General features: G+C 69.7%; 5 protein-coding genes and 3 pseudogenes. 6 read left to right on the forward strand and 2 right to left on the reverse strand.

All coding sequences use genetic code 11. From position 1 onward, the window contains the following. Positions 1-94, forward strand: a pseudogene (locus ACWEBX_RS35540) (oxidoreductase); the annotation flags it as partial. On the opposite strand, the pseudogene ACWEBX_RS35545 reads toward ACWEBX_RS35540, so the two are convergent. Then, a pseudogene (locus ACWEBX_RS35545) lies at positions 95-1,129 on the reverse strand (PA14 domain-containing protein); the annotation flags it as partial. Positions 1,130-1,288: 159 nt separating this feature from the next. Here ACWEBX_RS35545 and ACWEBX_RS35550 point away from each other — a divergent pair. The 5 genes from ACWEBX_RS35550 to ACWEBX_RS35570 all read left to right on the forward strand — a co-directional run bounded on the left by ACWEBX_RS35550 (position 1,289) and on the right by ACWEBX_RS35570 (position 7,084). Next, complete coding sequence (locus ACWEBX_RS35550) at positions 1,289-2,302, forward strand: LacI family DNA-binding transcriptional regulator (protein ID WP_361685034.1); 1,014 nt, start codon at positions 1,289-1,291, stop codon at positions 2,300-2,302. Positions 2,303-2,445: 143 nt separating this feature from the next. After that, positions 2,446-3,546 carry an ABC transporter substrate-binding protein gene (locus ACWEBX_RS35555; protein ID WP_451888886.1) on the forward strand — a complete coding sequence of 367 codons (1,101 nt, stop codon included), beginning with the start codon at positions 2,446-2,448 and terminating at the stop codon, positions 3,544-3,546. Between the two features lies 1 nt (position 3,547). Further along, the gene (locus tag ACWEBX_RS35560) at positions 3,548-5,110 is read left to right on the forward strand and encodes a sugar ABC transporter ATP-binding protein (RefSeq protein ID WP_451888887.1); all 1,563 of its coding nucleotides are present in this window, start codon (positions 3,548-3,550) and stop codon (positions 5,108-5,110) included. Then, positions 5,103-6,065, forward strand: coding sequence for an ABC transporter permease (locus tag ACWEBX_RS35565; RefSeq protein WP_451888888.1), 963 nt, complete (start codon positions 5,103-5,105; stop codon positions 6,063-6,065). The genes ACWEBX_RS35560 and ACWEBX_RS35565 overlap by 8 nt, the downstream gene beginning before the upstream one ends. Then, positions 6,062-7,084: an ABC transporter permease gene (locus ACWEBX_RS35570; RefSeq protein ID WP_451888889.1), complete on the forward strand. Its 1,023-nt coding sequence runs from the start codon at positions 6,062-6,064 to the stop codon at positions 7,082-7,084. Before ACWEBX_RS35565 ends, ACWEBX_RS35570 begins: the two co-directional genes overlap by 4 nt. Positions 7,085-7,638: 554 nt before the next feature. Here the strand turns inward: ACWEBX_RS35570 and ACWEBX_RS35575 are convergent. Continuing rightward, positions 7,639-7,890 (reverse strand): annotated as a pseudogene (locus ACWEBX_RS35575) (lamin tail domain-containing protein); the annotation flags it as partial.

The following is a 7,890-nucleotide window of genomic DNA, read 5'->3' on the forward strand; positions in this document are numbered from 1 at the left end:
CGAGTTCATCGCCCTCCAGGCCAACCGGCGTGACGACCGCTGGGGCGGCTCGTACGAGAACCGGATGCGCTTCCCCGTCGAGATCGTCCGCCGCGGGCAGTTCGCCGGCCTTGGCCGGGGCGAACTGCCAGGAGCCGTTGAGATCCCGCCAGTCGGTCCGGGTGAGCTGGGGCCGGGGGTACTCGGTGCGGGCCTTGCCGGCGTCGACGTCGTCGGCCCACTTCGTCCGCAGCTCGTGGGTGGAGCGGTTGGGGCCGCTGCTCCAGAAGGCGCTGACAACGTTGCCGTTCGTTCCGGAGAGATCGCCCTTGCCGTCATAACGCAGGTCGGCGGTGCCCTTGGCCGTACCGGACTTGTTGCCGACGACGGGTTCCTTCAGGCCGACGATCAGGGACTTGGGGTCGGCGGGGTCCAACTTGGCCGTGGTCAGCGGCCACTTGGCGCCGCCGATGACGGCTTCGACGTGGTCGGTGAGGTTCGCGGGGGGTGCGGTGAGCGGCTGGGCGAAGTCGAGGCGCAGGCTGCGGCCGTCGGCCTGGACCGTGGTGGCGACGGCCCCGTCGTAGGCGTATCCGTCGGGCAGCCGGAGTGCCGACTGCGGGACGGTCGTCTTGGTGCCGCCGGGCGGGGTCCAGCGCAGATGGAGGTTGGAGCCGCCGAAGTGCTCGAAGTACTCGACCTTGATGTCGTAGGCCTGCCCGGCGGTCAGGTCGAGGGGTTGGGAGGTCTGTTCGCGGTCCCAGTCGTCGACCCAGTGGTCGATGGCGAGGTGCCCGTCGACCCACAGCCGGAAGCCGTTGTCCCCGATGATCGAGAACGTGTGCGGGCCGGTCTTCTCGGGGACGATCCGGCCGGTCCAGCGGACGTTGACGTCGTCCGACTGTCCGGTGGCGAAGGAGAGCCGGGGCTCCAGGTTGTCGAAGTCGAGGTGGGTGTCTAATCCAGTGGCTTTGAGCTCGTGGAAGTCGAAGGCGCCGGGGGCGGACTGGGTGTAGTACTCGCCCTTCAGGCCGTGGACCTCCACGGGGTCGTCGGCTGCTGTGGCGGCCGGGGCCGCGGTGAGGCCCGCGAGGCCGAGAACCGCGACGAACAGGAGCGCCATGTGGGTTCGGAGTCTGCTTTTGCGCACGGATCCTCCTTGGCTGAGGAAGGGTGGCGGCTCGTTGCTTCAGTCTGTACAACGTTGGAAGTAGCGGGAGTGGGCATCACAGCACGGGTCCCGGCCTCTGTCCAGGGTCATGACAAACGGCCAGGTGACAGAGGCGCACATCGATGAAGAGGAGATCCCTTGCGGGTCAGCCTGAAGGACGTCGCGGAGCACGCCGGCGTCTCGATCAAGACGGTTTCCAACGTCGTGAACAACTATCCGCACGTCACCCCGGCCATGCGCGCCCGGGTCCAGGAGGCCATCGACGAGCTGGGCTACCGGCCGAACCTGACGGCGCGCCACCTGCGCAAAGGACGCACGGGCATCATCGCCCTCGCCGTCCCCGAGCTGGGCAACCCGTACTTCGCGGAGCTGGCGGGGGCCGTGATCGACGCCGCCGCCGAGCACGAGTTCACCGTCCTGCTGGACCACACGCGCGGCGACCGGGAACAGGAAGTTCTGGTGAGCCAGGGTTTCCGGGCGAACGTCATCGACGGTCTGATCCTCAGCCCGCTGGAGCTGGAGGACGAGGATCTGCGCTCCCGCACCGACGACGTGCCCCTCGTACTGCTCGGCGAGCGCCAGTACGAACTTCCCTACGACCACATCGCGATCGACAACGTGTCGGCCGCGCGCAGCGCCGTCCGCCATCTGCTGAGCCGCGGGCGCTCGCGGATCGCCTACCTGGGGGCCCGCACGGATTCGGCCAACCGGCCCGCGCATCTGCGACTGGCGGGCTGGCGCGCGGAGTTGACGGAGGCCGGGGTGCCGGCACCCGACGAACTCGTGGTGCCGGTCGGCGGCTGGGACCGCGACGAGGGCGCGCGGGCGATGGCCAGGCTGCTGGACTCCGGGGTGCGTCCGGACGCCGTCTTCGCGTACAACGACCTGGTCGCGATCGGTGCGATGCGGGTGCTGCACGAACGCGGTCTGCGGGTGCCGTGGGACGTGGCGGTGGTGGGCTTCGACGACATCGAGGAAGGCCGGTTCGGCGCGGTCACCCTGACGACGATCTCGCCGGACAAGCAGGCCATCGCGCGGATGGCGGTGGCCTCCCTGCTGCGCAGCCTGTCGGGCCGGACCGAGCCCGGCGGACGTGAACTGACGGCTGATTTCAGGCTGGTTGAGCGGGAGAGCACGCTGGGGCGGCGCTGACGGGATTTCGGACGGAGGGGTTTACAGGTCTCTTCCAACGATGTAAAAACCTCCCCGGAACGACGAGTACACCGAGCCGACCGCAAGAGCCGATCATCCCCGGGAGCGCTCTCAGCGCCGGGGCCGTGCCGTTTGGGGACTCCATGAAGCCGCTCGCACCACGTCACCGCACCTCCGCCAGGACCCTCCTCGCCACCGGCCTCATCACGAGCCTCGCGCTCGTCTCCGGATGCGCGAAGTCCGAGGACGACACCGCAGGCAAGGACACGAGCTCCGCCGGAGCGAGCGACCAGGGCCAGGTCGTCGCCTCACCGTCCACGGGCTCGGGCCCGACCTGCGCCATCGACGCCTACGGCGCCAAGAAGATCGACCTGAAGTCGGCCACCGTCGGCTTCTCCCAGTCCGAGAAGGAGGCCAACCCCTTCCGGATCGCCGAGACCGCGTCGATCAAGGCCGAGGCGGACAAGCTGGGCGTGAAGCTGCTGACGGCCAACGCCCAGTCGCAGTTCTCCAAGCAGATCAGCGATGTCCAGGACCTCATCGCCAAGGGCGCCGACCTCCTCGTGATCGCGCCGCTCAACTCCGACGGCTGGGAACCCGTCCTTCGCTCGGCGTCCGCCAAGCACATCCCGATCATCACCATCGACCGCAAGATCAACGCCACCGCCTGCAAGGACTATGTGAGCTTCATCGGCTCCGACTTCGTGGAGCAGGGCAAGCGGGCCGCGGACCAGATGATCGAATCGACCGGCGGCAAGGGCGAGATCGCCATCCTGCTGGGCGCGGCCGGCAACAACGTGACGACCGAACGCACCAAGGGCTTCGAGGACCGCGTCAAGGAGAAGGCCCCGGGCCTCAAGATCGTCTTCAAGCAGACCGGTGAATTCGCCCGGGAGAAGGGCCAGTCGGTCACCGAGAACCTCATCCAGTCCAAGCCCGGCATCACCGGGATCTACGCCGAGAACGACGAGATGGGCCTCGGCGCGGTCAACGCCCTCAAGGGAGCGGGCAAGCAGCCGGGTGCGGTGAAGATCGTGACGATCGACGGCACCCGCAACGCGGTCCAGGCCATCGTCGACGGTTGGATCGATGGCGTCGTCGAGTCCAACCCGCGCTTCGGACCGCTCGCCTTCCAGACCCTGGACACCTTCACCAAGGGCGAGAAGGTCTCCCAGGACATCGTCATCCAGGACAGCGCGTACACCAAGGACAACGCCAAGGCCGACCTGGGCAAGGCCTACTGACATGTTGTCGGTGAACGGCCTCTCGAAGACCTTCCCCGGCGTGAAGGCCCTGTCCTCCGTGGACTTCACGGCCCGCGCCGGGGAGGTGCACGCCCTCATCGGCGAGAACGGCGCGGGCAAGTCGACCCTCATCAAGGTCCTCACCGGCGTCTACCGGCCCGACGAGGGCGAGGTGACGTACGACGGCGCTCCGGTCCGCTTCGCCACCCCGCTCCAGGCGCAGCTCGCGGGAATCTCCACCATCTACCAAGAGGTCAACCTGGTCCCGCTGATGAGCGTGGCCCGCAACCTCTTCCTCGGCCGTGAACCCCGCGGCCGCCTCGGCCTGATCGACTTCCGGACCATGCACCGGCAGGCCGAGGCGGCACTGGGCGAGCTCGGCCTGCGTGTCGACGTACGCCGGCCCCTGCGCGAACTGGGCGTCGGCGCACAGCAGATGGTGGCCCTCGCCCGAGCCGTCTCGGTCGACGCCCGGGTCGTCGTCATGGACGAACCGACCTCCTCGCTCGAACCGCGCGAGGTACGGACCCTGTTCGGGGTGATCCGGATGCTGCGCGAGCGGGGCATCGCGGTGATCTACGTCAGCCACCGGCTCGACGAGCTGTACGAGATCTGCGACGCGGTCACCGTGCTGCGCGACGGCAAGGTCGTCCACACGGGCCGGATCGCCGAACTGGACCGGCTCAGGCTCGTGGCGCTGATGCTGGGGCGGGAGATCGCGGACGTACGGCAGGAGGGTCTGACCAAGTTCGCGGGCGGTCACGACACCGAGGCCGAACCCGTCCTGGAAGCATATGACTTGACCGTGCGTCACCAACTGCACGGCGTGTCCGTCTCGGTGCGGCCCGGTGAGGTGGTGGGGCTCGGCGGGCTCCTCGGTTCGGGGCGTACCGAGACGGCCAAGGCCATCGCCGGGGCACTGCCCACCGACTCCGGGCGGGTCGTCGTGGCGGGTGTGCGCGTACGCGCCGGCTCGACTCCCGCGGCGATCCGGGCCGGCATCAGCCTGCTGCCCGAGGACCGCAAGGCCGAGGGGATCGTGCCCGGGCTCTCGGTGCGCGAGAACATCGCGCTCGCCGCGCTGCCCGGGCTCTCACGCTTCGGCCTGGTGGATGAGGCACGCATCGACCGGATCGTCGACACGTTCATGAAGCGGCTGCGGATCAAGGCGGCGAGTCCCCACCAGAAGGTGGGCGAACTGTCCGGCGGCAACCAGCAGAAGGTGCTGCTGGCCCGCTGGCTGGCCATGCAGCCCAAGGTCCTGCTTCTCGACGAGCCGACCCGGGGCATCGACGTCGGCGCCAAGGCGGAGGTGCAGAAACTGATCGACGAACTGGCCGACGACGGACTGGGCGTCCTGCTCATCTCCTCCGATCCCGAGGAACTCGTCGAGGGCAGCGACCGGGTGATCGTCCTCAAGGACGGCGCCGTCGTGGAGGAGCTGACCGGCGACGCCGTCACCGAGGACCGGCTGATGCGCGCCATCGCCACCGCACCCGCCGCCCCCGCCGTCGCGGCCGCTGCCACCGACGAGGGCACCCACCCGGGAGTCCACGATGACTGAACTGACGCTCGGCCGGGTGACAGCCGACCGCGACCGGCTGCTGGCCCTGCTCCAGGAGTACGGCGTCTACCTGGGCGTCGTGGTCCTGTTCCTGGTGAACACCGTCTTCACCCCGCACTTCCTGTCCACGGAGAACTTCCGCACCCAGGCGGTCCAGGTCGCCCCGGTCCTGATCGTGGCACTCGGCATGGCGCTGGCGATCGGCAGCGAGGGCGTCGACCTGGCGGTGGGCTCGGTGATGGCCCTCTCCACCTCGCTCCTGTCCCTCTATCTCGGCTACGGCCCCGGGATCGCCGTCCTGATCGCGCTGGTCGGCGGCGCCGTGATCGGTGTCGCGAACGGCTCGCTCATCGCGTTCGTCGGCGTCCAGCCGATCGTGGCGACACTCGCCCTGATGGTCGCCGGGCGCGGGCTGGCCCTGGTGCTCCTCCCCCAGCTCAAGGACGTCCACGACCCGGCCATGGCGGAACTCGGCTCCGGTGACGTCCTGGGCGTCCCGTACGTCGTCCTGATCGCCGCGGCCCTCGCCCTGCTCGTGGGCTTCGTCGTACGCCGTACGACCTTCGGGCGCAGTCTCCTCGCCATCGGGGACAGCCGACCCGCGGCCCAGCTCGCCGGACTGCCCGTGCGCCGCGTCCTCGTCCTCGTGTACGTCTGCTCCGGCGTCCTCGCGGCCGTCGCGGGTGTACTCGCCACCGCCCGCCTCACCGCGAGCGACCCGTCCTCGCTCGGCAACCTGATGGAACTGTCCGCCATCACCGCGGTCGTGGTCGGCGGCACACCGCTGAGCGGTGGCCGGATCCGGATCGGCGGCACGGTCGCCGGCGCCGTCCTCATCCAGTTGCTCACCACCACGCTCATCAAGCACGATCTGCCGCCGTCGTGGACCCAGATCGCCCAGGCCGTGGTGATCGTCCTCGCCGTGTACGCGGCCCGGGAACGAGGAAAGCGATGACGACCGACGTGGACATTGCGGTGCGCGCGAAGAACACGGCGGAGGAGGAACCGGCCGGCGCCGGCCGTTCCGAACGGCTCAGCGCTCTCGCGCAGCAGCACGGCGCGCTCGTCACGCTGCTCGTCGCGATGACCGCGGCGTCCCTCAGCTTCGACACCTTCCTGACCGGCGACAACCTGGGGAACATGGCGCTCTCCTCAGCGTTCCTCGCCGTGGTCGCGCTCGGCATGACCTTCGTCATCATCACCGGCGGCATCGACCTGTCGGTGGGCTCGCTCTTCGCGCTCGGCGGCGTGCTCGCAGCCTGGGCGTCCCAGTACGGGGCGGTCGCCGCGTTGCTGCTGCCGCTGGCCGTCTGCGGACTGATCGGCCTCGTCAACGGCCTGCTGATCGCCCGTTCGCGGCTCGCTCCGTTCATCGTCACGCTGGCCTCGATGCTCGGCGCGCGGGGCATCCTGCTCTCCGTCACCGACGAGGGTTCGAAGACGTACCTCGTGGAGAAAGGGTCGTTCTTCGCGAAGATCGGACAAGGGGAGCTGCTCGGCGTCGGCGTGCCCGTGTGGATCACCGTCGCGCTGTTCGTGCTCGGCGCGGTGGTCCTCAGGCGCACCCGGTTCGGGCAGTACGTGTACGCGGTCGGCGGGAACGAGGACGCCGCGGCGCTGATGGGCGCCCCCGTGGCCCGTACGAAGATCTCCGTCTACACGCTCTCCGGGCTGTGCGCGGGACTCGCCGGAGCGCTCAACGCGGCATGGCTCGCGTCGGGTGTCACGATCCTCGGCTCGGGCATGGAACTGGAGGCGATCTCCGCGGTCGTCATCGGCGGCACCCTGCTCACCGGCGGGTTCGGCTTCATCAGCGGATCGCTCGTCGGGGTGCTGCTCCTGAAGGTCATCCAGAACGTCATCAACCAGATCGGCTCGCTGGACTCCGCCTACCAACAGGTCGTCAGCGGCGCCTTCCTGGCCGTCGTGGTCATCGCGCAGACCTGGCTCGGACGCAGACGCCGGGTGCTGTGAGGGCCGCGACCCGTCCGGAAAGCGGAAGGCCCGCACCGACCGGTGCGGGCCTTTCGCGGCGATGCCGTCCTGCGGTTTCGTACGTCATCGGGTCCGGGCGGGCCCGGAACTACGGCCGGTCGTCTCCGCATGCCGACCGGAGGTCACCCACGTACACCCCGAGCGGGTGAGCGAGGGGCCGAGGTTCAGTGACCGAGGAGGTGCCCCTGACCCTGACCCTGACGCGGTCCCTGCTGGCCCTGGCCCTGCTGACCCTGCTGACCCTGCTGGCCCTGGCCCTGGCCCTGGCGAGGACCCTGCTGGCCCTGGCCCTGACCCTGCTGGCCCTGGCCCTGGCCCTGGCCCTGACGGGGACCCTGCTGGCCCTGACCCTGCTGGCCCTGCTGACCCTGGCGCGGTCCCTGCTGACCCTGGACGGGTCCGCGGTGGTCGCCGTGGCCGCGGTGGTCGTCACGGCCGTGGCCGCGGTCGTCGCCGTGACCCCGGTGGTCGCCGTGGCCGCGGTGGTCGTCACGGCCGTGGCCGCGGTCGTCCCCATGACCTCGGTGGTCACCGTGGCCGCGGTGGTCGTCACGGCCGTGACCACGGTCGTCCCAGTGCCCGCGGCGGTCGTCACGGTCGTAGTGCCGGCTCCAGGAGACGCTGTCGATGAAGCGGCCGCGGTCGGTGCGCAGCGTGGCCTCGTCGGAGCGGTTGTCCCAGACCTCGTTGCGGCGGTCCTGGTAGAGGTCGCGGCTGGTGTCACGGCCGTAGCCGGTGTGGATCCGGACGGTGGCACGGCCGCCCAGACGGTAGTGGTTGAAGGT

The sequence above is a fragment of the Streptomyces sp. NPDC005070 genome, from assembly GCF_053600395.1.